General features: G+C 34.3%; 36 protein-coding genes, 1 tRNA gene and 1 CRISPR repeat array. Of the genes, 12 read left to right on the forward strand and 25 right to left on the reverse strand.

Features of this window, described 5'->3' with window-relative positions; all coding sequences use genetic code 11:
* Positions 1–116: 116 nt before the first annotated feature.
* Complete coding sequence (locus tag AC3B7A_RS00675; protein ID WP_489755844.1) at positions 117–221, forward strand: type I toxin-antitoxin system Fst family toxin; 105 nt, start codon at positions 117–119, stop codon at positions 219–221.
* Between the two features lie 110 nt (positions 222–331).
* On the opposite strand, the gene AC3B7A_RS00680 is transcribed toward AC3B7A_RS00675, so the two are convergent.
* The 19 genes from AC3B7A_RS00680 to AC3B7A_RS00770 form a co-directional block, all read right to left on the reverse strand.
* Positions 332–850, reverse strand: a complete 519-nt coding sequence (locus tag AC3B7A_RS00680; RefSeq protein ID WP_489755845.1) for an ArpU family phage packaging/lysis transcriptional regulator — start codon at positions 848–850, stop codon at positions 332–334.
* Positions 843–1,031, reverse strand: a complete 189-nt coding sequence (locus AC3B7A_RS00685) for a hypothetical protein (protein ID WP_489755846.1) — start codon at positions 1,029–1,031, stop codon at positions 843–845. The genes AC3B7A_RS00680 and AC3B7A_RS00685 overlap by 8 nt, the downstream gene beginning before the upstream one ends.
* 59 nt (positions 1,032–1,090) lie before the next feature.
* Positions 1,091–1,327, reverse strand: coding sequence for a hypothetical protein (locus AC3B7A_RS00690; protein ID WP_489755847.1), 237 nt, complete (start codon positions 1,325–1,327; stop codon positions 1,091–1,093).
* A gap of 32 nt (positions 1,328–1,359) precedes the next feature.
* Positions 1,360–1,923 carry a hypothetical protein gene (locus AC3B7A_RS00695; RefSeq protein WP_489755848.1) on the reverse strand — a complete coding sequence of 188 codons (564 nt, stop codon included), beginning with the start codon at positions 1,921–1,923 and terminating at the stop codon, positions 1,360–1,362.
* A gap of 20 nt (positions 1,924–1,943) precedes the next feature.
* Positions 1,944–2,273: a hypothetical protein gene (locus tag AC3B7A_RS00700; RefSeq protein WP_489755849.1), complete on the reverse strand. Its 330-nt coding sequence runs from the start codon at positions 2,271–2,273 to the stop codon at positions 1,944–1,946.
* 11 nt (positions 2,274–2,284) lie between these two features.
* Positions 2,285–2,485: a hypothetical protein gene (locus AC3B7A_RS00705; protein ID WP_489755850.1), complete on the reverse strand. Its 201-nt coding sequence runs from the start codon at positions 2,483–2,485 to the stop codon at positions 2,285–2,287.
* A 10-nt stretch (positions 2,486–2,495) separates the two neighbouring features.
* Positions 2,496–2,990 carry a hypothetical protein gene (locus AC3B7A_RS00710; protein ID WP_489755851.1) on the reverse strand — a complete coding sequence of 165 codons (495 nt, stop codon included), beginning with the start codon at positions 2,988–2,990 and terminating at the stop codon, positions 2,496–2,498.
* Between the two features lie 5 nt (positions 2,991–2,995).
* A complete protein-coding gene (locus tag AC3B7A_RS00715; RefSeq protein ID WP_489755852.1) occupies positions 2,996–3,349 on the reverse strand; it encodes a VRR-NUC domain-containing protein in 354 nt (117 codons plus the stop codon).
* 176 nt (positions 3,350–3,525) lie between these two features.
* Positions 3,526–4,788 (reverse strand): VapE domain-containing protein, encoded by a 1,263-nt coding sequence (locus AC3B7A_RS00720; protein ID WP_489755853.1) that lies wholly within the window; start codon positions 4,786–4,788, stop codon positions 3,526–3,528.
* Positions 4,785–5,567 (reverse strand): bifunctional DNA primase/polymerase, encoded by a 783-nt coding sequence (locus AC3B7A_RS00725; RefSeq protein WP_489755854.1) that lies wholly within the window; start codon positions 5,565–5,567, stop codon positions 4,785–4,787. The genes AC3B7A_RS00720 and AC3B7A_RS00725 overlap by 4 nt, the downstream gene beginning before the upstream one ends.
* 5 nt (positions 5,568–5,572) lie before the next feature.
* The gene (locus tag AC3B7A_RS00730) at positions 5,573–6,139 is read right to left on the reverse strand and encodes a DUF669 domain-containing protein (RefSeq protein WP_489755855.1); all 567 of its coding nucleotides are present in this window, start codon (positions 6,137–6,139) and stop codon (positions 5,573–5,575) included.
* Positions 6,140–6,141: 2 nt separating this feature from the next.
* Positions 6,142–6,885, reverse strand: coding sequence for an AAA family ATPase (locus AC3B7A_RS00735; protein WP_489755856.1), 744 nt, complete (start codon positions 6,883–6,885; stop codon positions 6,142–6,144).
* On the reverse strand, positions 6,882–8,255 hold the full coding sequence (locus tag AC3B7A_RS00740; RefSeq protein WP_489755857.1) for a DEAD/DEAH box helicase: 1,374 nt from the start codon (positions 8,253–8,255) through the stop codon (positions 6,882–6,884). The genes AC3B7A_RS00735 and AC3B7A_RS00740 overlap by 4 nt, the downstream gene beginning before the upstream one ends.
* Complete coding sequence (locus AC3B7A_RS00745; RefSeq protein ID WP_489755858.1) at positions 8,255–8,740, reverse strand: siphovirus Gp157 family protein; 486 nt, start codon at positions 8,738–8,740, stop codon at positions 8,255–8,257. Before AC3B7A_RS00745 ends, AC3B7A_RS00740 begins: the two co-directional genes overlap by 1 nt.
* Positions 8,740–8,946 carry a hypothetical protein gene (locus tag AC3B7A_RS00750; protein ID WP_489755859.1) on the reverse strand — a complete coding sequence of 69 codons (207 nt, stop codon included), beginning with the start codon at positions 8,944–8,946 and terminating at the stop codon, positions 8,740–8,742. The genes AC3B7A_RS00745 and AC3B7A_RS00750 overlap by 1 nt, the downstream gene beginning before the upstream one ends.
* Positions 8,946–9,068, reverse strand: a complete 123-nt coding sequence (locus AC3B7A_RS00755) for a hypothetical protein (protein WP_489755860.1) — start codon at positions 9,066–9,068, stop codon at positions 8,946–8,948. Before AC3B7A_RS00755 ends, AC3B7A_RS00750 begins: the two co-directional genes overlap by 1 nt.
* A 220-nt stretch (positions 9,069–9,288) precedes the next feature.
* Entirely contained in the window at positions 9,289–9,570 is a 282-nt protein-coding gene (locus AC3B7A_RS00760; protein ID WP_489755861.1) for a hypothetical protein, read from the reverse strand.
* Between the two features lie 6 nt (positions 9,571–9,576).
* On the reverse strand, positions 9,577–9,780 hold the full coding sequence (locus tag AC3B7A_RS00765; protein WP_489755862.1) for an XRE family transcriptional regulator: 204 nt from the start codon (positions 9,778–9,780) through the stop codon (positions 9,577–9,579).
* Between the two features lie 14 nt (positions 9,781–9,794).
* Complete coding sequence (locus AC3B7A_RS00770) at positions 9,795–10,010, reverse strand: helix-turn-helix domain-containing protein (protein ID WP_489755863.1); 216 nt, start codon at positions 10,008–10,010, stop codon at positions 9,795–9,797.
* Between the two features lie 1,028 nt (positions 10,011–11,038).
* On the opposite strand from AC3B7A_RS00770, the gene AC3B7A_RS00775 reads away from it, so the two are divergent.
* The 6 genes from AC3B7A_RS00775 to AC3B7A_RS00800 all read left to right on the forward strand — a co-directional run bounded on the left by AC3B7A_RS00775 (position 11,039) and on the right by AC3B7A_RS00800 (position 14,884).
* Positions 11,039–11,440, forward strand: coding sequence for a helix-turn-helix domain-containing protein (locus tag AC3B7A_RS00775; RefSeq protein WP_489755864.1), 402 nt, complete (start codon positions 11,039–11,041; stop codon positions 11,438–11,440).
* A gap of 58 nt (positions 11,441–11,498) precedes the next feature.
* Positions 11,499–11,933, forward strand: a complete 435-nt coding sequence (locus AC3B7A_RS00780; protein ID WP_489755865.1) for an ImmA/IrrE family metallo-endopeptidase — start codon at positions 11,499–11,501, stop codon at positions 11,931–11,933.
* Between the two features lie 83 nt (positions 11,934–12,016).
* Entirely contained in the window at positions 12,017–12,481 is a 465-nt protein-coding gene (locus tag AC3B7A_RS00785; RefSeq protein ID WP_489755866.1) for a hypothetical protein, read from the forward strand.
* Between the two features lie 22 nt (positions 12,482–12,503).
* Positions 12,504–13,076, forward strand: coding sequence for a hypothetical protein (locus AC3B7A_RS00790; RefSeq protein ID WP_489755867.1), 573 nt, complete (start codon positions 12,504–12,506; stop codon positions 13,074–13,076).
* A gap of 130 nt (positions 13,077–13,206) precedes the next feature.
* Positions 13,207–13,542, forward strand: coding sequence for a DUF898 family protein (locus AC3B7A_RS00795; RefSeq protein ID WP_489756508.1), 336 nt, complete (start codon positions 13,207–13,209; stop codon positions 13,540–13,542).
* 121 nt (positions 13,543–13,663) lie between these two features.
* Positions 13,664–14,884 (forward strand): site-specific integrase, encoded by a 1,221-nt coding sequence (locus AC3B7A_RS00800; RefSeq protein ID WP_489755868.1) that lies wholly within the window; start codon positions 13,664–13,666, stop codon positions 14,882–14,884.
* 258 nt (positions 14,885–15,142) lie between these two features.
* On the opposite strand, the gene AC3B7A_RS00805 is transcribed toward AC3B7A_RS00800, so the two are convergent.
* From AC3B7A_RS00805 to lepA, 5 genes are all read right to left on the reverse strand, one after another.
* Positions 15,143–15,230: transfer RNA gene (locus tag AC3B7A_RS00805), tRNA-Ser, on the reverse strand.
* A 36-nt stretch (positions 15,231–15,266) separates the two neighbouring features.
* Entirely contained in the window at positions 15,267–15,779 is a 513-nt protein-coding gene (locus tag AC3B7A_RS00810) for an adenine phosphoribosyltransferase (protein WP_489755869.1), read from the reverse strand.
* 26 nt (positions 15,780–15,805) lie between these two features.
* Complete coding sequence (recJ, locus tag AC3B7A_RS00815) at positions 15,806–18,112, reverse strand: single-stranded-DNA-specific exonuclease RecJ (protein WP_489755870.1); 2,307 nt, start codon at positions 18,110–18,112, stop codon at positions 15,806–15,808.
* A gap of 11 nt (positions 18,113–18,123) precedes the next feature.
* The gene (locus AC3B7A_RS00820; protein ID WP_489755871.1) at positions 18,124–18,783 is read right to left on the reverse strand and encodes a class A sortase; all 660 of its coding nucleotides are present in this window, start codon (positions 18,781–18,783) and stop codon (positions 18,124–18,126) included.
* Between the two features lie 79 nt (positions 18,784–18,862).
* Positions 18,863–20,698 carry a translation elongation factor 4 gene (gene lepA / locus AC3B7A_RS00825; RefSeq protein WP_489755872.1) on the reverse strand — a complete coding sequence of 612 codons (1,836 nt, stop codon included), beginning with the start codon at positions 20,696–20,698 and terminating at the stop codon, positions 18,863–18,865.
* Between the two features lie 154 nt (positions 20,699–20,852).
* Between lepA and AC3B7A_RS00830 the strand changes: the two genes are divergently transcribed.
* From AC3B7A_RS00830 to AC3B7A_RS00850, 5 genes are all read left to right on the forward strand, one after another.
* Positions 20,853–22,013 (forward strand): phage portal protein, encoded by a 1,161-nt coding sequence (locus AC3B7A_RS00830; protein WP_489755873.1) that lies wholly within the window; start codon positions 20,853–20,855, stop codon positions 22,011–22,013.
* 5 nt (positions 22,014–22,018) lie between these two features.
* A complete protein-coding gene (locus tag AC3B7A_RS00835; protein ID WP_489755874.1) occupies positions 22,019–23,434 on the forward strand; it encodes a minor capsid protein in 1,416 nt (471 codons plus the stop codon).
* Positions 23,434–23,607 (forward strand): hypothetical protein, encoded by a 174-nt coding sequence (locus AC3B7A_RS00840; RefSeq protein WP_489755875.1) that lies wholly within the window; start codon positions 23,434–23,436, stop codon positions 23,605–23,607. The genes AC3B7A_RS00835 and AC3B7A_RS00840 overlap by 1 nt, the downstream gene beginning before the upstream one ends.
* 212 nt (positions 23,608–23,819) lie before the next feature.
* Complete coding sequence (locus tag AC3B7A_RS00845; RefSeq protein ID WP_489755876.1) at positions 23,820–24,422, forward strand: DUF4355 domain-containing protein; 603 nt, start codon at positions 23,820–23,822, stop codon at positions 24,420–24,422.
* A gap of 2 nt (positions 24,423–24,424) precedes the next feature.
* Entirely contained in the window at positions 24,425–24,970 is a 546-nt protein-coding gene (locus AC3B7A_RS00850; protein ID WP_489755877.1) for a N4-gp56 family major capsid protein, read from the forward strand.
* Between the two features lie 54 nt (positions 24,971–25,024).
* Positions 25,025–25,919: a CRISPR direct-repeat array (repeat unit 36 nt; unit sequence GTTCTAAACCTCATTGATATAACAACTATCTAAAAC).
* A gap of 523 nt (positions 25,920–26,442) precedes the next feature.
* On the opposite strand, the gene AC3B7A_RS00855 is transcribed toward AC3B7A_RS00850, so the two are convergent.
* On the reverse strand, positions 26,443–26,574 hold the full coding sequence (locus AC3B7A_RS00855; protein WP_489756509.1) for an IS3 family transposase: 132 nt from the start codon (positions 26,572–26,574) through the stop codon (positions 26,443–26,445).
* Positions 26,575–26,700 lie beyond the last annotated feature (126 nt).

Consider the following 26,700-nt stretch of genomic DNA (forward strand, 5'->3'; position numbering starts at 1 on the left):
AATACCTCTTAAATACAGATTTTTGCCCATAACATTTCCTTCGGATTTCCCCCAGATTACGAAATTTTTTATGATATAATTTTACATGGCAACTCGCCCCGAGAGGGGGTGGCTCCATGTTTAGAGATTTCCTAACATTGATCGTTGCACCAATTATTGTTGGCGCAGTGAATCAAATGATTGCTGAATGGTTGCACAGCAAACATAACAAACGAAAATGAGTTGTCGCTTGCAACCACACAAAAAAAAGCCATTCCTATTTGGCGTAGGAGTGGCTTTTGTGTTTCCATGCTAAGATTTCCTAACATCTCGCAAAGTCATTATAACACGATTATTTAAAAACTAACAACCTGCCGTTTTGGTAAACTTCACAGAATCCAATTAACGCACGATCACGTCGGTTTTGCATCATCCGCACCGATATTAGATTGTGGTAAATCCGTTCGGAAATGACTAAATCTTTTAGCTTTTCAGGCACCAAATACGTGTAATACAAACTCAAACATTCTTCCCGGTCTAGCTTCAAAATAGCCGTGGTCATCTCATCAATATCAATTTGTGCTTCATGCTTACGGTCCAATTTAGTAAGCAGTGGTATCATCTGCCCATCGTGGTCACCACTGGTAGCTTTAGGCATACCGTCAATAATTGGCGACTTGAGGGTGTCAATGTGATAATCTGCTATTCGTGCCCACATTCTAAATTTACTTAAAACATTCCGCGCGTTTGCTCTACTTTGCCTGTTGTCCAACTCATCGAATAATCCCAAGCCGCCAGCTCCTTTATGATATAATTTAATTATGACTAGTGGAAGCTGCGGTTTAACGACCGGAGTTTTTTTATTACTCATTTTGTGGGATTAATTCAGTCTGTGCCGATTCTAAATTGACACTGATCATGTCCTTAGTGAATTCATTTAGGCGGTCCAGCGAAATATCTTTGGTATTAGCCTTAAATTGAATTGTCACTTCATCATCCTTAGTCTTAAAACTGTCAATCTGTCCTTTAAATTGTAATACTTTACCGTTCATAATTCTCATACTCCTTTGCTTCTTCATATTTCCAATAAATTTTAATAATTATAGTCGTGCTAATTATCGTAAAACTCACTGCCATAATCCCTTTCAGGGTCTTCCGTATATAGTTTTCGAAAAATTTTATCTGAAATAACCCAATTTTCAAGAGTTTCGGGATCAGTGACAATCCAGTCACCAATATTAACTTGAACATCACCATTCATGTGATACTCTTTTCTCATCACTTCACTGTCGTCAAATTGTTCAGCGATAATACTAGGCTTGGGTATATAAAATTCCTTTCTATTCACACTAATTATCTCCTTATTTGATTAATACGGTTTTATTCATTATCATTCACTAACTCAGCGAATGGCTTGAACTGCGGAAAATGTTCTTCTATTTCAGCCATAGTAAATTTGGTTTGATAACCTTCAGCTTGGTTTTTGTCGTAGGCTTTCCAATTTGATGTTTTCCATGGTGATTTAATATTAACATTCAAATAACTATCTTCATCATTTTGCAAAAACTGAATATAATATTTTTGTTTCTTAATTCTCCAACCCAACTGATATGCATTCAATAATGCTAATGGCCCGTTTTCTTTTGTCCATAAAATGGTGTCTGATTCATCTTCACCATCAGCTGCATAAGAGATTGACATTGCTTTTTCAATCAACTCTTCTAACGTCACATTTCCGTTATTAACGTCATTCAACGTATTAGCCACGTACTGTGGTACTTCCACCTTAGGAATATCAAACGATAGCTTAGGATCATAACCGTTTTTGATAGCATAATTAATTTGCCCGTTAATACTATTTATTAAACTAGTTTTATGTGAAGAGTCATTCTTCATTTCATTCAATCGTTCTTGAACGTCACTTAAATTAACATCAATTTTCATTTTCAATCTCCCAAAAGTAATTATTCTAAATCATCAACAACAACTGTTCCTGAACCAATATATATATTGTGCTTCTTATTATGTGAATCTACATACTGTAAATCGTGATCATGATATTCAATATCGAATTTACCTTTTTGAGTGAATAAAACTTTGCCGTCAACATTGTAGACCGTGATTTTACGCTTCAGTCCATTATGTGTTTCAGACTTAAAATTTTTAGCCATTCTCACACCTGAACCTGTGTCGTGGAAATACCAATTGGTACAGCCAGCTATTCCTAAAATAATAATTACTATACTTACGAGACAACCCATTTTAATTGAATGCTTACTAATTGCTTTTTTCATTTATTTACCTCCTATAATTTAATCTTCAATTTCAAATCAGAACTCGGTCTCTGTAAAATATCCTGATAAAATGACTGAAATATTTTTAAAAATATCTCATACATAATGACATCATCACTATCAGCTTTATCAATCGTTAGTTGAGTGCTGTCTATAAAAAACTTCAACGAGGCTAATAAACGCCATTTATTCAATCGTACAGTTTTCTTCATCAAGCACCTCTCAATGAACTAAGAAATCCAACCGCTCATACAGCGGAACATTCAACGATGACACCTTGCAATTTTTAACCTGGTAGCCATTAACTCTACATCCAGTTTGTTTAGCTCTACTCAACTGGATTTTTTCACAGTTCAAAAATTTGGCCACGATTGCTAAATTATCGGCATAATAAATTCTTCGATCATTAAAAACTTTTGTTCGATAAATCACCGGTAACTGAACGTGTGCATTATTAAACGCCCGATTTAATTTGCGGTAATCTATTCGTAAATACTTAGCCATTTCCACCAAGCCAGAATTATGATTCGCCATATAAATTAAAGCTTTATTGACTAACTTTTTATCTTCCCTAGCTCTTTGTGGATCAATATTCACGACTTTCATGGTTCGACGAATTTGTTTTAATTCTAAATTGTCATCCGGTACATGCATCAAGTCGCCATATTCATCTTCCAGCTTTTGAATCTGCGGCATTACTTTTAACATTGGGTTCATAATTTTCACCCCTCTACAATTGCTACTGCTTCTTTAGCAGACCTCGCAACTCCATACAACACAGGAAATTTACTTAAAAATTTGGCAAAGTGCTTTTGATCATCGCGCAAGCGCCCAGTTTTATTTTTAACTTCAATGAAAAACATCTTGCCATCTGAATGCCGAAAACCCATTAAATCAGGAAATCCTTTTGGCAATCCAGTATCAAACCATCGGTCATTCTTCATTAAAACTTTGCCAACATTGGCGCGAAAAATCGTACAACCGTGCTGTGATACTGCCACTCGAATCTCATTTTGAATCTGATGCTCTGGTTTATTCATATTATTTACACTCGTTTCGTTAATAAAAAATGCCATTAGCCTTACTCTCCCAAAGTATTCATTTGATTCAGTTGCGGTTTCGATATTTTTTCTTTTCTATTACTAAATACTATATATATTATTATTTACTACTACTATTAGTGTAATAGTGTAACTTATAGTTATATATAGTATGGGGGACAAGGAGTTTTGTTGGTTGCACTTACTAAAAATTAATGTAATTTACTATATCCCCTACGCGCTTTTCCATTAATTTTTTTCACTTTATATTTCCAACCATTTTTGTTATCCATAACATACTTAATTTTTTTAGCCATTTTTCGATTTTTAACCAAATTATTTTCACCTAAATATTTGGCAATTTGATTACTAGAAACAAAATCATCTGGATAATCTTCCAAAAACTCATCAATTTCCCGTTCAACTTCATCAACGTACATAAACTCTCGCCGATGCACCTCTAACATATGTTCCTGCTTCTGCGTTAAATCAAAGCTAAAACCGTTTTTGTAATAGCCGACAAATTCGCCCCATAATTGAGTCACATCATCTTCCGTTAAATCTGATACTGGGTGTTTAATTTGGCGATCTTTATCGACCAAATTAGGTAGAAAACGTCGTTCACCAGTTTTATCTTTTAAATAACTAACTTCATTCGTTGTTCGAGCAATGACAAAGTTTTTATCATAGCTTTCAGATTGATGACCATATGGACTTCTAAACTCTAACTTTTCCATCGAAACAAACTTTTTTAAGATTTCGAAGCTACTATTATTTGTAGCGGTCATTTCATCATCATTTACAATCAAAGCCCGTAACATAATTGCGTAGCTATCTTTATCTTTAAAATCGGTAAATTGATCGGTGTACCACTCACGTGCCATCTTTTTTAATAAAGTTGTCTTGCCAGCTCCTTGCCCACCGACTAAATCTAAAACATAATCAAATTTAACTTTAGGGTTATAAGCTTTAGCTACAGCACCAGTAAAAAATAATTTAGTTTGTAACGTCGTCACTTCTGATTCCTCTACTCCTAAAAAGATTGGTAGAAAAATAGGTGCTCGAATTTTTTCATCCCACTGCTGATAACACCATTCAAAGTAATCAACTACAGGATTATAAATGTGCCGCCTAGCTTCATTAATAATGGCTGTTTGTAGTAATGAAGTTGGAAATAGGACTTGATAAGTGTCTTCGATAAAGCGTTGAATTTCACCGTAATATGAGTCACTGAGTCGTCCTTTTTCAATTGTTAACTCTGGAATATCTTTAATAACTGAGATTTCGTGTGCAAAATCGTTATAAGCAAAAGTATGCAATAACGTTTTATCATGTTCTAAAATCAAACCAATATTACGCAAACTATTTACTTTAATCCCACCAGCTTGAGTGAGTGTAAAACGTAAGGGCATCTGTAAAACATCTTGTTGTTGCTGTAAATCGTGTAATTTATCAGCATCATCTTTTAAACTCATTCACTAACCTCCCTTCGTTTTAGTTCTTTTTTAACCATTGATTCAAAGGTGCGGTCAAACTCCCTGTTAGCTAATGCTTTCGGTGTGTTCTGATTAGCTAATTTTGCCAATTCATAGACGATTTTGACATCAACATTTCTAAATAACAGTCCACCAATGAATGCAGCTAACGCATTATTACGCCCACCGGTTTCACCTAAACCTTGAATGATTTGCTCAAACAGCTCAGTAGTGGCAGTTTTTTTACCATTAAACTTTAAATTAACCGGTTGATATTCTGAGGGCTTGTCTTGGTTAATTAAGTCAATTAACCTTTTATCAGGTGTTGCCATCGGCAACTGATTCAGCCACTGGTATTGCTTACCATGATTGCTCGACGGAGCAACCATTACATAATTATTAATGTGAGCTTTAACATCAACCCCTGGCAGCCAACCAATATGTTGGGTAACATCAGTATCAGGAATTTTACGATAAAACAACTGCTCGCCACCACTGCCAGTTCGTTGCGCCAAAGTAGGCACTAACAAATCTTTATAAACATAATTCTTAATTGAGTCATAGCCGTTCACATCATGTACATCAATATCAATGACAAAGAAATCAATTGTACGTAAAGCAATCTGAGCGAATGGATTGTGGCGCCATAACCGTTTAATCTCGGGCGCTGTTAACGGTGGTTGATCAGCAAATTCAATTAATGGACGTTTATTAATCATTGGTAAAACACTGTAGCCATGTTCCGCGTAATAAATAGCATAATTAACTAAATTCTTCATCGTGGTTAAAACGGCGCGCCGCCCTCATCTACTGTTTTATTTTCTTTAAACGAATCATCATCGTTGAATGGCAAATCACTGTCTTTAACTTCTACCGCTTCTGGTTGCTCAGCCTTTTCAAAGTCATAGTTTTTATACGGATATTGCGGATTTTTCTTATTTTCTTTCACTGATAAATCCATCGTAATTTGCGTACCTGTTGCACCTTGAAAAGCTGCCGCAATACTATCTTCATCTTCCCAATCATCATCTGATAGAACAATGCCAACAGCATTGGCCAACTTAGCCACTAATTTAATATGGCCCGCAACAACACTTTCTGGAATTGGTTTGCCATTCTTAGATGTAGTATCAAAGTTAAAACTATTAAAATCTCGGCGTCCGGCATAATCGCCATCAGAAACAGTTACCGCAATGCTTAAACCATCCCAACCACTTTTCGTAGAGCGGTGTTCAACCCCATCTAAGACTACTAAATACGTGCCACTGGGTAGTGTTTGTGGCGTATTAGGATTATCCTTTTCTGCGTCAAAATTTTGTAATGCTTTGTTAGCCATATCTCGTAAACTCATAATTATTCACTCTCCATTTTCTTAATAATTTTGTCTTGTTCTTTAGCTGTCGTTTGAATCGTTTTATCAAACACACCATTAATGTTGTCTAGTACGTGTAAAATAGCTGCGTCTTGAATATCTTCACGAACGTAGTTTTTGCGTCTAGCTGTAACGCGCCGAATATATTTTTTACCGATACGTTGCGTAAAAATTAATAAATCCGAATTACCATTAACAATGTTGTAATATTTTTCCTTTAGGGACGGTACTTCTTCTTCCTTGATACCTTCACCAACAGTAATGGAACGACTGATATACACTACATTCATTGGTAAACTCTTTAATTCCATTACAAAAGTTTGGAGCAAAACATTAAACATTGAATAGCCTTTGCCATAAGCAATATCGCCAATGGATTGCACATTATTCTCAATACAGATTGCTTGCTCAATCATCACACAGACATCATCAATCACGTCAATAACTACCGTTTCATAACCATGCTTTTCTGTTTGTAGCGCGGTTAAAATATTGTCCAACTGGTCAATAACTGATTCTTTTAGTGAACCATCAGCTTTTTTAATATTTCTGATTTGAATAGCTGGCGCTGAATTCATATCCGAATTACCATCGGTATTTAAAAACAATGGATTAGGAAAATGTTCCGCTAAATAACTCTTACCACTCATCGGTGCACCATAGATAAAGAAATTATGTGGTGTCTGATTTGGTTTGTGTGGCTTATTAACCGGTAAAATACTCATTTAATAAAACCTCTCTTCTTGGCATAAAAGTAAGTCCAACCCGGTTTATAGTTGTTTAACTTACCGTAGGCCTTAATTTCTTCGTAACTGTTTAACTCACTAGGCTGTTTACCTGCAATATTCATCATTTGTTTGTCGTCAATGATTTTGTGAATGCGCGCCAGTTTTTGTTGCGTAATCTTTTTTAGTTCCACTTGATCAACAACTTCTAATTCTTTTTCAACTGTTAAAGTGGCACCGCACATCGGACACAAATCGCCTTTACGATAAAACGTGGCAAAACATTCTGGACAAACTGTCACTGGTTTAACATCAGCCACTCGCGTGTTAGTCGTTCCTTTTTGCCTACTACCTGTTAAAGTCCATTGACGATCTTCTGTAGGTAAGCCAAAACGATTAACATTGCCGACATGGTCAATAATTATGGCTCGCTTACCTGCTCGGGGATTCATGGACCGCATAGCAAACTGTAAATACAGCGATAACGAACGTGTTGGCCGTAACATAATGACACAATCAACATTGGGCAAATCTAATCCTTCAGTGAATAACTCGGCATTAGTTAAGACTTGAATCTTTTGTTCACGATATTTTTTGATAATCTCATCGCGCTCAGCAATTGGTGTCTTACCAGAAACATATTGGCAAGTGATACCTTGCGATTGGAACTCCTGTGCCAAATGTTTAGCACTCGCTACATTGTACGTATAAGCAATGGCCTGTTTGTCAGGAGCTAATTTTTGAAAAGTTTTGACTGCATTACCATAAATCTTGGGTTTCAATGCTGCCTCAATACTTTGATTATCAAATTCACCGGTGGATTTAACTTTAAGCTTGTCACTATCAATTTCTGCTGGTGCATAATAATCGACTGGTGCTAGAAAATTATTCTCAATTAACCAACTAATCGGTTTACCGCCAATTAAATCATCAGCAATACTTTCAAACCCTTGACCACTCATTCGGTATGGCGTTGCTGTAAACAACAGCTTAATAGCTTTAGGAAATTGATTTAAAATACGTCGATAGCTCTTAGCTAAGGCATGATGTGCTTCATCAATTAAAATGACTTGTGGTTCAGGTAAATGATGAAGGTGTAACGCAATAGTTTGAACCATGCCGACGGTGGCTAAATTCATGTTTACATTTTGTTCTTCAAACGTTGTCTGAGCTTGCTTAACAATCTCTCGACGATGGACGACAAACAAAACACGATTATTTTTAGCGGTTGTTCGGCGTGCAATTTCAGCCATGATGACTGTCTTGCCTGTTCGAGGCGGCGACTGCACGATAATTGAACGATGACCATTTGCCATTGAATGATAAATTTGCTCAATGGTTTCTGTTTGATAGTCTCGCAATTGGTACATTAGCGAATAACCATGTGATAACTTAAAGGCTTGTAATTAGCTCCGGGTATTTGCTTACCGTTTTCCAGCATCTCTTTGATTTTTCCTTTGTCTGGCGTGCGAACAATTGTCTCTTTAAATAGAAAAGCTGGTAGTTTTTGATCATCAATATCAATGGATTTTTGATTTTTCTGAATACTGATTGAAAATTCTTTAGTACGAATTTTCGTCGTATTCAACTTAGTCATGGAATCCATTAAATTTTCTCGTAAGTGCTTACGGTTGTTTGTTACTGCATTGATTTTTTTAGATAATCGTTCTTTTTCTTCTTTTAACTGCTTAATATCAGCAGCCATTTGATGGTCAACCATGGCATAATTTTCTGCTTTAGTTGTAATATCATCAGTAATACTTTCCATCGTGTCGCTAAATACTTGGGAATCAAGTTCACTTTCTAAATCAACTAATTGCTCATACTTACTAGCTAAATCAAACAAAGTAGCCATTATTTATCATCTTCTTTCGTTACAGACTTAATCTGAACATTGTCTAAACCGTAACGAACGAATTGATTAACAATTTGTCTAATTGGAACGTTAGTAGCGTTTTTTAATTCCACAATCTTTTCGTGTAAATCATCGTCAATGAAAACTGGTCTTGAGTAAGATGCCTTTGAAACTGGGGTTCTTTTTTCAATAATTAATTTTTCCATTAGTCTTCGACTCCTTCTAAATCTTCATCATAGTTGTCTAAATCCGGTTCAATTTGTGGTTCTAACGAACGATAGTAATTTGCTTCCAGCTGTTTAAAGTATTGGTCTTCATCTGAAACCATTACTTTTTGTCCTTTCGTGTTATACTTAGTCCTGTAATATGAATTGCATTTGATGCCAACCAGAGTGCCTGCTCTGTGGCATCTTTTTTGTTTACAGTCCCCATAGATTTTTCCAACCTCCTTTAGCATCAACTAAATCCTTGAGTCCGTAGCCAAACAAAACGCCAATAATTACGCTAATGACATCAATTGGTACAACCATGTTTTTCACCTCCTTAAATTAAATTCGGAAAATTTCCATAATTTCATCAATCTCTGAAATCTTGTAACGCAGCATTCCATCAATCTTGAAACGACTTAAGCCACTTTTTTCTAAAACATTAAGCGTATTTCGAGACCCGACATACTTAATCGCTTCAGACTGATTCAAGTAGCCTTTAATACCAGCTGGCTTCTTAACAGCTTGAGAATCAGTTTTAAGATTAGTAATGACTTGAACCACAATATTGGCTACATCATTTTCGAAATTACTAATAGCTTGTTCACTAAAGATAGTGTTCAATTAATATCACTCCTTTTTTGGTCGGATTTTGAAAGTTTCAATAATTCTTAAGATCAACTCATTAGCAGCCGTTGTTGCACGTTCACCACTTAAAACTTGGCCCATGTAGACTTTACCGACACCAAAAGTGGCAGCCAAACTAGAAATGGTAATGTGGTTCTCTTTTAAATACTGCTTAATTAACTCTCTTCCAGCCAATGTTGCTGGCATGTGAATCACCTCCTTTAATCGATGTTTAAAATTTGTCTCATCCTACTTCTTATCTCTTTTGATTTTGGTGACATATCTCCTTTAATGGCACGATTAACTTGTTGTGGCCCTGTTCCTATCATTGAAGCAATTTTCACTTGAGTAAGACTGTGTTTTAACAAAGCAATTTTAAATTTAACTTCGTTATCAAGTGCAACTTCATCTAAATCTTGCTCTGATATTGTAATCACTTTCTTTCTGTTATTTATTGATGTAGAATTAACATGTACTTTAAATCCTTTAACACAGGGAGTGTGATAGTAATGTCACAATTTTTGGAGTATAGTGTGTTCTAGCTAATAAGAAGATACGAGTCATCAAAATGTTTGGTTTAAAGATATGACGTTTCACGATAGGTTCATCGTATGACTAATTGATTTGACTTTTCTTAGTAGATGATGAAGAAAAAATACATGACTGATATGCTTATGAAACTTATATAAAAATTGTTTCCTTGCTGGAGCTCAGCTTGGCTAATGACCTATATATTTGTTTTATAAGGGAACCCTTTGACGTCATATATGGATTCTTCCGTAAAGTACTATTAGTTCCAAGTGCACTTGCTGGAACGATAACCAGTTAAAAATGAGGTGAGGTTGGCACCTTTAGAACTTTAAAAAATATCGATGACCCTTCTTATGCCAAAGGAAGGGGTTATTTTTTGCCAAAATTTACATAAATCAACGATGAATTATCTTATTTATTTGCTCAATCACTCTACTTGTTAAACCTTATACAACCTATCTGATGTGCTTATCAGAAAGTTTGTATTTTTTATAACTCACCTCCTTTCAGTTTTTCTATTGTTCAATCTTTAAGGGTTCAAAAACATCGAAGGGGGTACTTTGGACTACACTCTCGTTTTTCTACTGCTAAATCCTTAAAGATACACCCCCCACTTTGCAGGGGGTATGTAAATATTCAGTTTTCAAAGGACGACACACAGTCCGTTTTGGACTTATGTAGTAAGCTAATTAGATAGCAACTTTTTCTAAAAAATGTTGACAAGCATATACAAATATTCTACAATCAAAGCATAGTTAAATAAGGCATATAAAGCTACTGAACCGTCGGGAAACGTTAAAAATAGCTGCTTTTTTAATATGACTTATTAGCTATCAAGTTAGCTTACAAAACATATTATATACACATTTTCTACAAAGTCAACAACTTTATAGAATATTTGTATATAATATGTTGCGTTAAAAAAAGGTGGCACATGATGCTTTTTGAAAGAATCAAAAAACTAGCTGTTCAAAAAAAGTTATCAATTAGACAGTTGGAAGAAAAATTAGGCTATGGAAATGGAACTATCAGTCGATGGAAAAAAACTAAGCCCGGAATTGACAAACTAGAAAAAGTAGCCGACTACTTTAACGTCTCAACTGATTATCTTTTAGGCAGAACTGATGATAAATATGCCCTATCTAATGCTGAAAAAATTGATGTGGGTAAAAAAGTTGAAGAACTTTTAAATGGTATGGACACTGATGATTCTATTAATTTCTTTGGAGAACCTATGGATGACGAAGATAAACTAGCTATCAAAGCGGCTTTAGAAGTTGCCGTAGAAATGAATAAAAAACGAGCTAAGCAGCGTAAAGCTGGAGATATTAAATAATAACTAATGTAATGTAGATTGTTAAAATAGAAAAACTAAATATAAAGGTGTGAAGACTTTGAACAAAGTCGATGAACTTATTAAAACATTTAAAACTAATAATCCATTTGAACTGATTACTGATTTAGGCTTTCAAGTAAAAGAACAATTTCTTGGTAAAACCACTTTGGGTATGACGATATCCACTGATGGTGAAAAATCCGTGATCATTAATAATGCGATTATAAATAATCAAAAATTATTTGTAGCAGCACATGAATTAGGTCATGCGGTTAATGACGAAATTTATTCCACTACTTTTTTAAGAAAGCAAAGCTTCGGTTTTCATATTCCTGAGATGGAGGCTAATGCCAATCGTTTTGCCTTTCAATTACTTATGTACAATATGGAACCTAATGAGTGCATTACCACTTATCGAATCTTGGATTATTTCCATTTGCCATATTCGATGGAGCGTTTTATTAATCCTAAAAAGATTCATTTTGCTTTATAGATTTTTGTAAACGTTATATGAAATTGTATTAATTGTTGAATTAAAGTATCATTTATAGTTTTTCATCGAAGGGGATGTGATGCATGAAAATAAAAACGCCTAAGCCGCTAACTTTAATTACCTTAGGCATTACGCTTTTACTATTATTAATATCTGCTATCTGTTGTTTTAGAACGTATAAAAATGTTAAATCATATATACTTCCTTATTTCTATACTAGCCATGAACAAGTTCTAGATAGTGCAGCTGAACATAAATTAACTAGTAGACAGCAAGATATGTTCATTGATTTTGGAGAAGATGTTGTAGATACTGCAGATGGAAAACAAGAATGGGACGATTTTGACGTTACAAGTCTGTACGTAGAAAAACTAAAAAAAGTTGGTGAATATAGTATAAGGTTTACGGTTAAACCTAATATTAGTAAACTGTTTAAGCCAACTTTAAGTACTAGTTTTCAAATAATAATTAAACAACCAGATAATCGAAAAGATAGCAAATTTCTGTATGCTGATTACAAATCAGACTTTTCAAAATACAAACATTGATACTTATGAGGGGGAATTATAAGTGCCAAGTCATAGATTCAATACAAATAGTCAACCGCAAGATAATAACCAGCAGTATTACCAGAATCCACAGCAACAAAACTATCAGCAACAAAATCAGTATCCACAGCAGCCTAATTATCAGCAAGCTCAACCTAGTTACCCAGAGCAACCTGCTAATAATTTTTCTCAAGCTTTTAACTATAATCAATTAGCTGCAAATAATATAATCTTTGAACAAGATAAAAAACCATTTTATTTTAGTTTAATTTGGTCATGGATATTATGGTTTATTCCATCAATTCCATTTTTAGTAAAATCATTAACCACACACACAACAATGGATTCAAATATGATAACCCAAGAAAGTGGCTGGTTAAATAAAAAATATATTACAGTAGATTTATACCGTGTAATGAACATTAGTGCTGATGATACTCTAATAAATGGCGGATCCTTAATTTTTCAAATGAGTAATGGACAAATTATTACATTGCGCTTAATAAAAAATCCAGGAGAAAAATTATCAATTTTAAGAAACATAGTTTTTGGCGCTAGACAACAACAAGGTGTTAATGTTCACGAAATTATGTAGTATTTATACGGGGGATAAAATGAATAATCAATACAATCCATATCAACAGCCACAATATCCTAATCAACAAAATAATGGTTATTATCAACAGAATAACCAGCAGTATCAGAATAATTATCAGCAAGTTCCAATTCAACAAAATTACAACAATTATCAAGGAACAAATGCAGGACAATCTTATTTTGATGGCGGTTTAGCCCAACAAGTTGGATATAGTATTTTAGGATTTCTTATAACCGTATTTACTCTTGGCATTTGTTTCCCCTGGGCATGTACAATGAAATATAATTGGGAAATTAAGCATACTGTTGTTAATGGATATCGACTGCATTTTAACGGTACAGCAATGCAACTTTTTGGAAATTGGATAAAATGGTGGTTATTGACTATTTGTACATTGGGTATCTATAGTTTCTGGCTAAAAATAAAACTAAAACAATGGATTACAAAACATACTTATTTTTAAACACACAGAAAAAGCCATATCTCCTAACTTTGGCGGGTCGAAGATATGACTAACGTGAAAAACATACATATGGTATGCGCTTTTCGTGTACCATTTTAACAAATAATTGGAGGTAAATTCAATGTTTAAATACAAAAAGAACCCCGCTATTAAAGAATACGTCACTAAAAATGGCGAAAAAAAGTATTGGTTTCAAATTTATTTAGGTACTGATTCAACTACCGGTAAGAAGAAAAGAACTTCACGGCGTGGTTTTAAGACCCCTGCTTTAGCTAATAAAGAGTATTTAAAATTATCAGCACAATTAAATAATAATTCTTTTAAACCTGATACTACATCAAATTTAACCTTTGCAAATGTTTATCAGCAATGGTTTGACAACTCTTACAAAGATACCGTCCAATCTAGCACTCTATATAAAACTAAACAGATCTTTGATTGCCATATTTTACCAGAAATTGGTAACATGAATATTAATCAAATTACCTCTGAATTTTTACAGCCAATTGTTGACCAGTGGGCAAATAAATACACTAAGCTAAACATTATTAGTCGATACGCCGATCGTGTATTTAAATATGCCTATACAATCAAAATTATTAGCGCCGATCCTTTTGACCACATTCTCTTACCTAAGAGAAATAAGCACCAAGCAATTAATCGCAAACCTAAAAATAACTTTTTTTCTACGACTGAACTGGAAAAGTTCACCAAATATTTAATTAACAATACTACAAGCGATAACAGTGGAAATATTGGATTCACACAAGCTGTGTTCTTTATAATCATGGCTTACACAGGAATGCGTAAAGGTGAGTTATTAGCATTAGAGTGGTCGGATATTAATCTTGATCAACAGACAATTGATATTAATAAAACGGTGGTTACTGATGAAAATGGTAAGCAGCGGACTCAGCCACCAAAATGGAACTCATTTCGCGTAATTTCCTACAATTCATTAATTGCTAAATATTTGAATGAATATCGTAAATATCAAAGCAACACTACTTTACTATTTCCTAATCAAGCTGGTACTTGGCGTAATCTAGGAAAACCTAATGTTTGGTTACGGTCAATTATTAATCAAGGAACTACCGACTTTCAAAAGATTTATCAAATGACCAAAGAGGATTACTATAAAGAGTTCGTTCACCAAATTACACCCCACGGCTTACGTCATACACATGCCACATGGATATTTGAGAAGAATAATAGAATTACACCTAAGGCTGTACAACAACGCCTAGGTCACAAAAATATCTCTGTCACATTGGATATTTATACGCACGTAACTTCTGATCAAGACAAACTCTTAAATGACACTTTAGATATTGACTTCTAAGTGTCTTTTTTGACTACCCTTTAATTCTTAAAAGTGCCTATAAGCATTGATATATCAACAACTTCAAAAAAATTTTTGACTCACTTTTAGCTCACTAAACGAGCCATTTTCACTAATTTTTAACTCGTTCTTTAAATTTGACTACACTTTTGACTCACTTTGAATAGCAAAAATAGGCAGATATAGACTAAACAAAAATTCCAGATTGCTGTTAAATCAACAATCTGGAACATATAAACAAGTATAAAAAGTATTCTAAGGAGAGTACAGGATTTGAACCTGCGCGCCAATATTAATCGGTTCGCCGGATTTCGAGTCCGGTGCATTACCACTCTGCCAACTCTCCAAAATAGATAGATTAAATCTATCTAAAAAATAAATATTAATATTGCATTAAAGTAAACATATCATAATTTTTAATTTTATCACGACCATGTAATTCTGTCAATTCAATCATAAAAGCCGTGCCTACCACAATACCACCCAACTCTTCAACCAACTTGATTGTTGCAGCCAACGTACCACCAGTTGCCATTAAATCATCTACTACCAAAACACGCTGACCAGGTTTAACAGCATCCTTTTGCATATATAAAGAAGCTTGACCATATTCAAGATCATAAGAAACCGATACAGTTTCTCTTGGTAACTTTCCTTTTTTTCGTGCTGGTGCAAAGCCAATTCCTAATTTATAGGCTACTGGACAGCCAACGATAAATCCCCGTGCCTCAGGTCCCACAATCATCTCTGTTTGTCTTTTTTTAGCATATTCAGCAATTTGATTAGTTGCTTCAGCATAAACTTCGCCGTTATACATTAATGGTGAAATATCACGAAACAATATTCCCGGTTCTGGAAAATCAGGAACATTAGCTACGTACTTTTTAAAATCCATAGATTGAAAATTCTCCCCTAGTTAAATTATTTTTGTAATTTTATTATATATTTAATCAATTGTGTAAAATCAGAATCGATTAACATTTTTTTAATTAATAGTTGTTCTTGGTTATATTGATATAAAGAAGAATCTTCCAATTGCCGTGTCGGTAACGTCGGCGGCAATCTTAACAAGCCACTATTTATTGTAACAAATTTCAGTTCAGAAAACACTTTAATTATTAATTTAATTTGGTTTTTAGACAATTTTAAATAATTGGCTATTATTGGTAAATCCTGAACGCGTAAATTTTTATGCATCACTAAATATTTTAAGGCAATGTGCCATTGATTAGAATTAACCGCAACTGGCATTGGCTCATTCTCAAAGACAAAGACCAATTTAATAAATGGCGACAATCTTATTATTAATTCATTAAATTGCTTTAAGTTAGTGGGACAATCCATTAACACAACCGTTTTTAAAGCTGATAATTCAGCATCAAAATTTTTTGTTGGATAATTAAACCCATTTTTCAAAAATTGCTGACGATTTTTTTCCTGAAAAAACAGTAGCTCTGGTTCGGTAGTAACCTCAGCTAAATCAAGTTTTTGACGTAAATCGACAAATTGCTGCTTATTTTGTGTAATTTGCAGACGTTCTTTTTCCAAATTTAAATCATCAATTTTTAATTGTAAAACAGGTTGTCGATGCCAATTATTGGTCATTAAAGTTCCATATACAGCTTGAACTTGATTATTACGTAAAGTTGAAATCTTATCACCCCAATTAAATGCTAAACATTCTAATTGATGATCTAAAGAAAGTTTTAAATGATCATGATTTTTTTTACCTAAAAAATCAATTCCGGCTGCTTGAAAATCAACTACTTTAAAAATTGGTTGCGGATTTCCCTGACCAAAAGGTGCTAAACATTGTAATTGTTGATATAGGTCTAAAGATAAGTCCTTTAACCTAACCGTTAAATCATATTTTTGCTGTCTTTTTTGCGTTGGATCAATTGCTAAAGCTGCTGGTAATTGATTTAATTTTTGTTTCAAAGTTTCTAAATTTTTAAAATATAAAGTTAAACCACAAGCCTGAGCATGTCCACCAAATTTTCGATACAAAGATTTTTGTGTATTTAAAACAGTATATAAATCAAAACTTTCATTACTTCGTCCAGAACCAGTAGCTTGTTGATCAGAATCAATATTAAATACTAATGTTGGACAGCCACTTTGCTGTAAAACTTTCCCAGCAACCACGCCTAAAATTCCTTGATGCCAGCCTTTTTTGGCTAAAACTAAAATGTGATTACCAGCACTGATTTGCTCTTGCGCTTGTTGCCAAGCCTCATCAAAAACAGCTTTTGTTAAATCTTTACGCTGTTGATTCAATTGATCAATTTCCTTGGCTAGTTGATGCGCTTGGTCTTCATCCAAGGTCATTAATAACTGAACCCCCGTTTTAGCATTTGCCAAACGTCCTAGCGCATTTAAACGGGGGGCAATTTGAAAAGCTACATCCTCAGCAGTCAAATACTGCCAATTTAAATGTGCTACTTTTCCTAATTGTGCCAATCCAAGACGTTCTTGAGTTCTCATCTGTCTTAAACCAAAAGTAACTAAAACTCGATTTTCGCCAGACAATTCCATGACATCAGCAATTGTTCCCACAGCTGCTAAATCTAACAAATCAACTGGTACTTCGTCTAATAAAGCACTAGCAATTTTAAATGCTACACCAGCTCCACACAAATCAGGACAGGGATATGGATGATCTTGAGGAAATGCTGGATGAACAATGGCCAGTGCTGCAGGTAATTGTTTAGGTAAGGTATGATGATCAGTAATAACTACATCAACACCGTGTTTATTAGCATAGTCAACTTCGGAGACTCCCGTCACACCATTATCCACTGTAACAATTAGTTGCACTCCTTCATCAACAAATTGTTGGTAACGTTCCAAATTAGGACCATAGCCATCTTGAAAGCGATCCGGAATAAAATAATCGACTTGTCCTCCCAGCGTCATAATTGCTTCGGTCAAAATAGTCGTACTAGTAATGCCATCAGCATCATAATCACCGTAAACTAAAATCTTTTCGCCAGCCATAATTGCTTGCGTAATCCGCTCAACGGCTAATTTCATGTCATGCATTAGATATGGATCTGCCAATTGCTTTAAATTTGGTTGTAAAAATTGTTGAATTTTTTGTTGGTCATCATAACCACGTTGCTCCAATAATTGAACAACAAATAATGGCAATTTTAATTGCTGAGCCAGTTGCGTTACTGCAGTTTCTGGCGCAAGCGACTTTTGTTGCCACTGATACTTTAAGCTCAATATTATAACCCCTAATCAAAAATTGCTAGTGTAGCTCGATTGGCTACCCGCGATTTTACTAAATTTCCTTGGACAATCCAACGATTAGCACCACCATCAGCACAAGTAATTAGACTAATAATTTTCTGTCGTCCTTGATCATCAATTCGCCAAGTTGCCTTAGGTGAAATAACCTGCTTTAAAGTTACTTTATAGGTATAAACATTGGACAAGTCAGTTACATAAATCAAATCACCAATTTGTGCATCAGAAATCGGCGAAAATAAAGCCCCTTTTTGTGTCATATAATGACCTGCCAAAGCGTAATTTCCATGTCCCATTTTTTCATCGGGCTTCATGGTACCAGCACCAGTTGCTAAAGCATTATCATCAATGCCCTTCACGATTGGCAACTTTAAATTTACAGCCGGGATCGCAATTTTACCAATCATGGGAGCATTTTTTTGTACACTGGCTTTTGCTACTTGTTGTACATTTATGGATTTTACTTTGGAAAAATCAAAGGAAGCTGATTTTAAATTATTTTGTCTAATTTGTCTTTTAGTTAATGAAGTAATGCTCTGTTGTGATAACTGTTTCACCATATAAGACTTAATTTGACCATTGAAAATTAAGATTAATGCTATTACTAATACAATAATAGTTAGAAAATATTTCAAAAATTTTTTCATGAATTATTTTAACCTTTCCTTTTTATCTGAAGTCAAATTATTTTTAAATTAATAACATCATCGTTTAACTGTAAATTATTTATTTTTTTAAATCTTCATCATCCATTTGTAAAACAGCCATAAACGCCGCTTGTGGTACAGTAACACTGCCTACTTCTTTCATTCTTTTTTTACCCCGTTTTTGCTTATCTAACAATTTATTCTTGCGAGTCTGATCCCCTCCGTAAAGTGGACCGGTGACATCTTTACGATAAGCTTTGACAGTTGAACGCGCAACAATCTTATTTCCAATTGCTGCCTGAATGGCCACCTCAAATTGTTGTCGTGGAATAATGCCTTTTAATTTTTGAACAATTTGCCGACCGCGATTATAGGCAAAATCTTCATGCACAATAAAACTTAAAGCATCAACTGGTTGAGAATTAAGCAAAATATCCATCTTCACCATTTTTGAAGGTTGATAACCAATAATTTGGTAATCTAGTGAAGCAAAGCCTCTAGTATTAGACTTTAACGTATCAAAAAAATCATAAATAATTTCAGCTAACGGTAAACGATAGACGACGTTAACATGATAATCATCTAAATAATCCATCGTATCAAATTGTCCACGTTTACGTTGAGCTAATTCCATCACGGCCCCAACATAATCTTTAGGAACCATAATTTCTGCTTTAACCATTGGTTCTTGCACTTCTTTAATTTCCGAAGGATCAGGCATTTTTGAAGGATTATCAATAATTTTAGTAGTGCCATCAGTTAAAATCACCTGATAATTGACTGATGGTGCTGTCATGATTAAATCTAAGTTAAATTCGCGTTCCAAACGTTCTTGAATAACATCCATATGCAATAATCCCAAAAAACCTACGCGAAAACCAAACCCCAAAGCTTGCGATGTTTCAGGAACAAATTCTAGGGAAGCATCATTTAACTGTAATTTTTCCAAAGATTCTCGTAAATCACCATATTTAGCATTATCAACTGGGTACATTCCCGAATAAACCATGGGCGTAATTTTACGGTAACCGGCCAGCGCTGTTACAGTCGGATTATCAGCTAGCGTAATTGTATCACCAACTCGTGTATCTTGAACACTTTTAATACTAGCTGTGACATAGCCAACATCACCCACGCTCAAATTTTCTCGGGGAACAGCATGTGGTGACATTACCCCCACTTCTGTTACCTCAAAAGTTTTACCATTACTCATTAATTGAATCCGATCACCAACTCTAACTTGTCCTTCAAATATTCTGACACTTAAAACCACGCCGCGATAACTATCGTAAATTGAATCAAAAATTAAAGCCTTCAATGGTGCATTAACATCACCACTAGGTGCAGGAACCTCACTAACAATCCGCTCTAATAATTCTTCAATTCCCAGACCACTTTTAGCACTTGTCAATACTGCATTATCAGCGTCAATTCCAATCATGTCAGCAATTTCCAACTTAACCTTATCAGGATCAGCCGATGGCAAGTCCACTTTATTAATTACAGGTAAAATCTCCAAGTCATTATCCACTGCTAAATAAGCATTAGCCATTGTCTGAGCTTGAACACCTTGAGCAGCATCAACCACCAATAAGGCACCTTCACAGGCTGCTAAACTCCTAGATACTTCGTAAGAAAAATCAACATGTCCGGGAGTATCAATTAAATGAAAGGTATACGTATGTCCATCTTTTGCATGATAGTTTAATTCAACTGCATTTAATTTGATAGTAATCCCGCGTTCACGTTCAATGTCCATATCATCTAAAACTTGATTTTCCATATCCCGCTTAGCAACAGTATCGGTTAACTCCAAAATCCGATCAGCAATCGTTGATTTACCATGATCAATGTGTGCCACAATCGAAAAGTTACGAATATATTTTTGCTTATCTATCAAATTTGATTGTGTCATTTTCCAATATCCTCATTTTAACTTTGGTTCCGTTTTTTCTTTCATAGATTACTATAGCAAAAAAATTACTAATAAAAAAGCTAGTCTGCTTAAATTCACCTTTCTTTATTACACCAAAAAGGTTGAAACCATAAATACTTAGTTTACACGCTGAATGTTTTTTTCTGCGAGCATTTCGTCGACTATTAAAATTGATAATGATGGCATTAACGATAAGTTGCAAGATCGGTTAAATGATTATGATTTTGTTGATGAATTGAGCGAGTTATCTAAACAGTCATCATTATACGATAATAGCTATTTATTAATTTATACGAACGAAAATGCTGAAACGAAAGTAACAGTCGTTCCACCGTACAGTGCATTTATGATTTACGATGATTCAGTTGAACATAGACCATTAGAATTTGTACAGTATCAATTATCAGATGATAAAACAGTTGGTGTTATTTATTACTCTAATAAGTTAGTTCACTTTTCGGTTGATCATGAGTTAAAGGCGATTGATGAACAACCATTGTTATTTGGGACTGTGCCAGCAGTTGAATTTTATGACAATGAAGAACGAACTGGAATTACCGACGGTGTTAAGTCATTGATTGACTCATTGAATAAAACTTTATCAAACAAAGCTGATGATGTTGACTATTTTGCCGACGCCTATTTATTTATCAAAGGCTTTGAACTGCAAATGAAAGAGCAGTTAAGTATTAAAGATACTCGCTTGATTCAAGCAGTGGCTCAAAATCCAGACCAAGATGTTGATGTTAAGTTCTTAGAAAAACCAAACGCTGATGAGACGCAAGAACATTTAATTGACCGTATTACTAATTTGATTTTTCAAATTTCAATGGTGGCAAATATCAATGATGAAATCTTTGGCAATGCAACAAGCGGTCGTTCATTGGAGTACAAGCTGCTTTCAATGCGTAATCTTACGTCTAACAAGGAACGTAAATTTACAAAGCAGTTGCGTAAAGTCTTTGATTTGGTTGCTAAAACCGTAACGTTTGGCGTGGGTGATTTAGATTTAGGTCGTGAACTTGAATTTCAATTTGTACGTAATCTTCCAAATAATAACAGTGAAGACGCTGATACAGCTACTAAATTAAATGGTTTGGTTAGTCAAGAAACTTTATTAAGCACTTTATCAATTGTCAAAGATCCCAACGCTGAAATTGAGAAAATCCATGATGAGCAGAACACCAAAGTTCAACGGGCAGTAAATCGTCAAGCTAAATTTACTGGTTCTGATTCTGAACAATCAGATGATGAGTCTAACGATAAAGACGATGATCCAAGTGATAAGGATTAGCTACTATGACTGCTAAAAATAATTACTGGGAGAAACGCGAAAAAAATTGGATTAATTCCAATATTAAACAGGACCAGCAGTTTGATAAGGAGCTTGAAAAATACTACCAAGATGCGCTAAAGGATATTAATAACCAAATTAATCAGTTTTATATTAGCTATGCTAAAGCTGAACATTTGACGTTGAATGAAGCTATGAAAAAAGTTTCGCAAGCTGATATTGATAAACTTTCAAAAGAAGCTGCAACAATGGTGCCGAATAAAGACTTTAGTGATTATGCTAATTCTGAAATGAAACTTTACAATGCCACGATGCGAATTAATCGGTTGGAAATGATTAAGTCTCAGATTGGTCAAACGCTAGTTGAGCATGGTTCTAAGATTGAAAACACAATGAGATCTAAGTTAACTACTGCGTATCAAGACGAGATTAAGCGTCAAGCTGGAATCTTCAAGGATTATGTCAATCCTAAGAGTAAATTACAGAGTGATGCCAAAACGGTTGTTGATGCGTCATATCAAAATGCAACTTGGTCACAGCGATTGTGGAACTCAATGAGTGAGCTTCAAGCTACTATCGGTATTAATTTAAATGATGCTTTAGTTCAAGGATTAAGTTCTAGTAAATTAGAACATGAATTGATGCCTTTGATCAAAGATGATGTTCAAAATAAGATTTATGTAGCTCAACGACTGGCGCGTACTGAAATGGCAAGAGTTGAAGACCAAGCACAAATGGATAGTTTTAGACACTATGACGTTAAGTACGTTAAATGGATTGCTGAGCCAAGCGCTTGCAAGATATGTCGAGAAATTTCTGATACAGACGAAGGTATTTACCCAATTCAAGATGTGCCAGATATTCCAGTACACCCGAATTGTCGGTGTTCTAAAGCTGGTGATGCTAGACAAGAATTTGAAGATTACTTAGCAAATAAAAAGCGTAACCCAGCTGGTTTAGATGATGACGAGTTAAAAGCATTGTACGATTATAAGGGATTTAAATCTTATTACGTAAATTATTCTTTACGAAATAATATTGAATTAACTAATGAACAAAAACAATGGGTTAAGAAACTAGACAAAGCATTAGATAAATTACCTGAGTTTGACGGTAGCAAAACTGTTCTATATCGTTCATATCCGCAAATAACTGATGAAACATCCTTATATAAAATGTTAAATGAAATGCATGATACTGGAGAATATACATTTAAGCAATACATTTCTTCAAGCAAAGGAATTTACGATAAAAATGATAAGTTACGTTTTATAATCAAAAAATCACATTCTGGTCGTGATTTAAAAGGTTATAATGATGGTGAGCAAGAAGTATTATTTAAACGTGGTACAAAATTTAAAGTTCGTAAAATGACTTTTGATAAAGATAGTAAACCTACCGTGATTTTGGAGGAAATGTAATGACCAAAAAAAAATTATATTCAGATAGCCGTTGGCAAGGCCAAGTGGGAGAAATGGAATGTACGAAACAAGCAGTTATTACTCCCCAAATTAAAGCGGAGCATGATAAATTTATGAAACAGTTGCGCAAGGTTTGGCATTTAGATGAAAATGAAAATAAAATTAAAAAGTAACCGTTAATCTACACTAAAAATGTATTTCTGATGGGTAGATTGAATTTTAATCACTAGTCTGAATAATTATATTAAATTAACTAAAACGTCTTAAAACGAAAATTAAGGCGTTTTTATTATGCATAAAAATTGACCAAGCGTTAATGTCATTAAACTTTACGGATAGTGCAAGCATTGAGTCACTTTAAAAGCAATGGAAAGGAGTTTTAATTATGGATAAAGATTTAAAAATGAATTTGCAGTATTTTGCGGAACATGACGAACCAAAAGATGACCCGAAACCAGCTGAACCAGAGAAAAAATATTCTGATGCGGAAGTTGATCAGATTGTTAAAACACGTTTGGCCCGTGAAAAAGAGGAGCAAGCAGCAGAGATTAAGAAAGCTAAACAAGACGCCTTGGAGCAAGCAAAAAAGGAAGCTAAGATGACCGCCGACCAAAAACGGGACGCAGAGTTAAAAAAGTTGACTGATGCCAAGAATGAAGCTGAAAGTAAGCTCGCTCATATCAATTTATTAGATGCTGCCCGTTCGACTTTAAAAGAGTCCAACATTGATTTAACTGCTGATGAATTGGAATTAGTGGTTGGTGCTGATGAAGACACGACCAATCAGAATATTGAGGTCATTAAAAGCATGGTCGAACGGTTATCAGGTCAAGTCAAAGATGAGTTATTGAAAGGTTCAACACCAAAGAGTGCAAGTTCAAAATCCACAGTTACGATTGAACAATTCAATCAAATGAGTAGTCAAGAACGGTCGGAGTTATTTAAGAATGACCCTGAGGCGTTCAACAAATTAGTAGGAGGAATTTAATTATGGCAAATGTTCAAACAATGTTAGCGGATTTAGTGGATCCGCAAGTATTAGCACCAATTATTTCATATAATTTAAAGAATGCGTTGCGTTTTACCCCGTTAGCAACTATTGATAATACCTTGAGTGGAGTGCCAGGAGACACATTAACAATGCCCGCCTTTGGTTACATTGGTGATGCGCAAGACGTACCTGAAGGGCAACCTATTCCGGTTAATAAATTAGGTACTACTGATAAATCAGTCACGGTTAAAAAAGTTGGTTTGGGTACTTCAATTACTGATGAAGCAGTATTGAGTGGCTATGGCGACCCCGTTAAAGAGTCAACTAATCAATTAGGTTTAGCTTTAGCCAATAAAGTTGATGATGATTTATTGGCGGCGGTCAAGATGGGTACACAAACCGTATCAATGGCAGCTACTGTTGCTGGTATTCAATCAGCGTTAGATATTTTCAATGATGAAGATACCGCACAAGTAGTCTTAGTTGTGTCACCGAAAACGGCTAGTGCCTTACGTACCGATGCTGTTAAACAGAAAATATTATAAATACGTAAATTGCAATAATAAGTTAGCCACTTAATTGTAAAACTTACGTTTTCTGTTCTAAATCTCATTAATCTAACAACTATCTAAAACAAGTTGATGCGATTGTAGATGCAGTCATTGGTTCTAAACCTCATTGATCTAACAACTATCTAAAACTGCTAATTCTCTGGCACTGTTGCGTGCCTTGTTCTAAACCTCATTGATATAACAACTATCTAAAACTCTCAATCATTTATCGAAGATGTATGGAAAGTTCTAAACCTCATTGATATAACAACTATCTAAAACTAATTGAAGAAGCTGGTTCTGGAGATGCCTGTTCTAAACCTCATTGATATAACAACTATCTAAAACACCGTATATCGTTGCTATATCAAAGGCTGAGTTCTAAACCTCATTGATATAACAACTATCTAAAACTTTGTTACCCTCCAATAATTCAGGACTTTCGTTCTAAACCTCATTGATATAACAACTATCTAAAACTTATGTTTTAACCACTGGTAAAAAGCCGCAGTTCTAAACCTCATTGATATAACAACTATCTAAAACATGGCACAGAATTTATGATTAAAGACCAATGTTCTAAACCTCATTGATATAACAACTATCTAAAACAAACAATGGACGATATCCCGACAAGAGCATGTTCTAAACCTCATTGATATAACAACTATCTAAAACTTCTAATGCCTTGGCAAGTATCGGAATCGCGTTCTAAACCTCATTGATATAACAACTATCTAAAACAGGAAGAATAATGAGTGCACAAGAAAACGCGTTCTAAACCTCATTGATATAACAACTATCTAAAACGTGAAGATTACGCAGTGTTTGATAAACCAGGGTTCTAAACCTCATTGATATAACAACTATCTAAAACAGTCATAATCGCCAATTCGACCATTTAGCCGTTCTAAACCTCATTGATATAACAACTATCTAAAACCGATTTTTTATAATCTAATTTTAATTTAGTTGCTAATACTAATCAACAAGATCTTCATCAATATAGTAGAATTGCACTCCTTGCGGGATTCTAATTAAATCCGGAGTTGCAAATTCTATGACAACGAAAATTAAATTTAACTCACTAACTAATTGATTTATTTCAGATAGTCACTGTAGTTCTAGGTAATTAGCGAGATTACAAACCACAGATATTGTTTTGAGATAACAAGTCTCATGAACCTTTAGAACTGTTTCTATTATAGCATAATGGGTCTAATAATAATTTATGATCTAGATGTAAATTAACTAGTTTGAGTAACTTCTTTAAATTTTCATCGAAATCAATTCCTAGTGGTAAGTATTCTAACAATAAAGACTCTTGTAGTATTGCTTCTAAATTATGGAAATCAGTAATAATTCGATTATGGTTCACTTTATCTAAATTTTCAATGTAGCTTTTAACAATTTGAACAAGATATTTTATTAGTAATCTCACCACTTAAATAAGGGATTACCTCTGATTACATTGCTTCAACTTGATTAGGTGTTAAATAATTGAGACTACTATTATGAATTCTTTGGTTATTATAAAAACATTCAATGTATTTAAATACAGCAATTTTTGCTTCCTCAAAAGTTAGGTAATTATGCAGATATCCCCCTTACTTTTTTAATGAAGCATGAAATAATTCAATCGTAGCGTTGTCATATTAATATCCCTTAGATGCCCTTAAACCAATCATAAATTTCTTCAATACGTTTTTTGAAAGCTAAATAAC

The organism is Bombilactobacillus sp. ESL1202 (genome assembly GCF_058107125.1).

Coding starts and splice junctions, on each gene's coding strand:
- AC3B7A_RS00810 (WP_489755869.1), bottom strand. CDS start 15,779: ATGGATTTTAAAAAGTACGTAGCTAATGTTCCTGATTTTCCAGAACCG.
- AC3B7A_RS00720 (WP_489755853.1), bottom strand. CDS start 4,788: ATGAGTTTAAAAGATGATGCTGATAAATTACACGATTTACAGCAACAA.
- AC3B7A_RS00845 (WP_489755876.1), top strand. CDS start 23,820: ATGGATAAAGATTTAAAAATGAATTTGCAGTATTTTGCGGAACATGAC.
- AC3B7A_RS00735 (WP_489755856.1), bottom strand. CDS start 6,885: ATGAGTATTTTACCGGTTAATAAGCCACACAAACCAAATCAGACACCA.
- AC3B7A_RS00750 (WP_489755859.1), bottom strand. CDS start 8,946: ATGGAAAAATTAATTATTGAAAAAAGAACCCCAGTTTCAAAGGCATCT.
- AC3B7A_RS00765 (WP_489755862.1), bottom strand. CDS start 9,780: ATGCCAGCAACATTGGCTGGAAGAGAGTTAATTAAGCAGTATTTAAAA.
- AC3B7A_RS00785 (WP_489755866.1), top strand. CDS start 12,017: ATGAAAATAAAAACGCCTAAGCCGCTAACTTTAATTACCTTAGGCATT.
- AC3B7A_RS00850 (WP_489755877.1), top strand. CDS start 24,425: ATGGCAAATGTTCAAACAATGTTAGCGGATTTAGTGGATCCGCAAGTA.
- AC3B7A_RS00745 (WP_489755858.1), bottom strand. CDS start 8,740: ATGGCTACTTTGTTTGATTTAGCTAGTAAGTATGAGCAATTAGTTGAT.
- AC3B7A_RS00685 (WP_489755846.1), bottom strand. CDS start 1,031: ATGAACGGTAAAGTATTACAATTTAAAGGACAGATTGACAGTTTTAAG.
- AC3B7A_RS00755 (WP_489755860.1), bottom strand. CDS start 9,068: ATGGTTTCAGATGAAGACCAATACTTTAAACAGCTGGAAGCAAATTAC.
- AC3B7A_RS00680 (WP_489755845.1), bottom strand. CDS start 850: ATGAGTAATAAAAAAACTCCGGTCGTTAAACCGCAGCTTCCACTAGTC.
- AC3B7A_RS00775 (WP_489755864.1), top strand. CDS start 11,039: ATGATGCTTTTTGAAAGAATCAAAAAACTAGCTGTTCAAAAAAAGTTA.
- AC3B7A_RS00820 (WP_489755871.1), bottom strand. CDS start 18,783: ATGAAAAAATTTTTGAAATATTTTCTAACTATTATTGTATTAGTAATA.
- AC3B7A_RS00705 (WP_489755850.1), bottom strand. CDS start 2,485: ATGAAGAAAACTGTACGATTGAATAAATGGCGTTTATTAGCCTCGTTG.
- AC3B7A_RS00740 (WP_489755857.1), bottom strand. CDS start 8,255: ATGTACCAATTGCGAGACTATCAAACAGAAACCATTGAGCAAATTTAT.
- AC3B7A_RS00800 (WP_489755868.1), top strand. CDS start 13,664: ATGTTTAAATACAAAAAGAACCCCGCTATTAAAGAATACGTCACTAAA.
- AC3B7A_RS00835 (WP_489755874.1), top strand. CDS start 22,019: ATGACTGCTAAAAATAATTACTGGGAGAAACGCGAAAAAAATTGGATT.
- lepA (WP_489755872.1), bottom strand. CDS start 20,698: ATGACACAATCAAATTTGATAGATAAGCAAAAATATATTCGTAACTTT.
- AC3B7A_RS00675 (WP_489755844.1), top strand. CDS start 117: ATGTTTAGAGATTTCCTAACATTGATCGTTGCACCAATTATTGTTGGC.
- AC3B7A_RS00840 (WP_489755875.1), top strand. CDS start 23,434: ATGACCAAAAAAAAATTATATTCAGATAGCCGTTGGCAAGGCCAAGTG.
- AC3B7A_RS00830 (WP_489755873.1), top strand. CDS start 20,853: ATGTTTTTTTCTGCGAGCATTTCGTCGACTATTAAAATTGATAATGAT.
- AC3B7A_RS00715 (WP_489755852.1), bottom strand. CDS start 3,349: ATGGCATTTTTTATTAACGAAACGAGTGTAAATAATATGAATAAACCA.
- AC3B7A_RS00695 (WP_489755848.1), bottom strand. CDS start 1,923: ATGAAAATTGATGTTAATTTAAGTGACGTTCAAGAACGATTGAATGAA.
- AC3B7A_RS00725 (WP_489755854.1), bottom strand. CDS start 5,567: ATGAAGAATTTAGTTAATTATGCTATTTATTACGCGGAACATGGCTAC.
- AC3B7A_RS00710 (WP_489755851.1), bottom strand. CDS start 2,990: ATGAACCCAATGTTAAAAGTAATGCCGCAGATTCAAAAGCTGGAAGAT.
- AC3B7A_RS00730 (WP_489755855.1), bottom strand. CDS start 6,139: ATGAGTTTACGAGATATGGCTAACAAAGCATTACAAAATTTTGACGCA.
- AC3B7A_RS00700 (WP_489755849.1), bottom strand. CDS start 2,273: ATGAAAAAAGCAATTAGTAAGCATTCAATTAAAATGGGTTGTCTCGTA.